The organism is Lysinibacillus sp. VIII_CA, assembly GCF_049943995.1.
Taxonomy (GTDB): Bacteria; Bacillota; Bacilli; order Bacillales_A; family Planococcaceae; genus Lysinibacillus; species Lysinibacillus pinottii.
This window is the reverse complement of the sequence record NZ_JBNFXM010000060.1, coordinates 1-1,572: the sequence shown is the minus strand read 5'-3', so window position 1 is coordinate 1,572 and position 1,572 is coordinate 1. Positions and strand designations below refer to the sequence as shown.

The 1,572-nt window shown below is 40.8% G+C and carries 1 protein-coding gene and 1 pseudogene; both read right to left on the bottom strand.

Annotated elements, in window-relative coordinates; translation table 11 throughout:
* Positions 1 to 175: 175 nt before the first annotated feature.
* Positions 176 to 1,345, bottom strand: coding sequence for an RNA-guided endonuclease InsQ/TnpB family protein (locus tag ACP3VS_RS24145; protein ID WP_036168297.1), 1,170 nt, complete (start codon positions 1,343 to 1,345; stop codon positions 176 to 178).
* Positions 1,338 to 1,572: pseudogene (locus ACP3VS_RS24140) on the bottom strand (IS607 family transposase); the annotation flags it as partial. The gene ACP3VS_RS24145 and the pseudogene ACP3VS_RS24140, both read right to left, overlap by 8 nt.

The window sequence follows — 1,572 nt, the reverse complement described above, 5'->3', positions numbered from 1 at the left end:
CCGATGTTAAAACTTTATAAATTCTTACAAAATAAATTGTAATTATAAGGTTAAATTCCCTGTTCAACGAGTCCCGCCTTGCCGAAGCTACTACGGTTTGATATAACTCTCCGAGGGCTTAAATTCCCGTGCATCACACGGTACATATCTAGGATTTAGTTTGGAGTTAAGCTTCCTAGATTGAATAATTCGCTAAATTGATTGAAGCATTCAAATCACGGTCGATTTTCAAGCCACAATCGCACCTGTAAACACGGTCTTTCAGTTTCAAATCAGATTTAATTTGACCGCAACAAGAACACATTTTAGACGATGGGAACCATCTGTCTGCCACTGTCACATCAATACCAAGATAAAATTTGGCTTTGTATTCGAGTTGTCTTCTAAATTCGAAAAACTTTTGATTTGCGACCAATTTTGCCAAGTGTTTGTTCTTCATCATGCCCTTGACATTTAAGTCTTCAACGACTATCTTGCTTGGTTTTTGCTTGATAATCGTCTTTGTAGCTTGATGAAGGTGATTGTCCCTAATGTTCGTCAATCGTCTGTCTACTCGCTTGCGCAGCCTCTCTAATTTTAAAATATTATGGGTCTTCACAAACTTCTTGCCATCTTTGTTTGCCTCGTATTTTCTACTGATTTTATGGGACATCCGCCGATGCTTCTTCTCCAAACGCTTGACTTCACGTTTTTTGTTGATGTTGTCGAAGCTCAAACCTTCCACGTTGGTAACAGCCAGTTCTTTAATTCCCAAGTCAATACCGATGGATAAATCTTGGTTAGGTGTCCAGTATTCTTCTGGGGTTTCAATCCCACAAGTCAGATACCAGTTCTTGTTATCGTATCCGACACGGACGTTGGAGACCTTGATTCTATCCTTTTTGTAATTTCCTTGAGGCAGTCTTCCTTCGTCTTTCATCTTGACGAAGCCTATCTTTTCGAGATAAACCTTGTTCCCGTAGACTTTCAGCTTACGCTCATCATGATAGAAGGAAGGCTTTGACTTGGACTTTTTCTTGAACTGAGGGTAGCCTGCATCGGGGAACGGGATTCCTTTTTTAAGGTTTTCCCGAAACACCTTGAATGCCTTGGTCATATCTTGGAATACGTTACGCCAAGCGTCAGCGCTGATTTCACCTAGCCATAGATAATCCTTATTGGACTTCTTGGCATCAGTAATCATCTGCCTAGCCTGAGCTGTGGAGACGCTATTTCCTTTTTCGTATTCGTCTTTGATATAACCAAGACCAACATTCCAAGCGCCCCTTGCGTGGTTGGCTGTTTTCCATAACATCGACTCTTGTTCTTTCGTGGGATAGAGCTTGATTTTAATGGCTTTAATCATCTTTTTTCAGCTCCTTAATCAGTTCCTTAGTTTTCTTGGAACGTTTCCCTTGGAGCTTGCAACTGAACACTGTGATAATCTGAACCAAATCCTCAACGACTTCCTCCTGTTCGGATTTCTCATTGTGGTCGATGATTTCGATGCTCACATTGTTCTTGTCGCAAATGTTTTTGATGAGTTCGTAGCCGAATCGGACAAGCCTATCCTTGTAAAGAACAACGATTTTA

What these genes read in the sequence shown, in the direction of transcription:
- ACP3VS_RS24145 (WP_036168297.1), bottom strand. Translation starts at nt 1,345, where the DNA reads ATGATTAAAGCCATTAAAATCAAGCTCTATCCCACGAAAGAACAAGAG.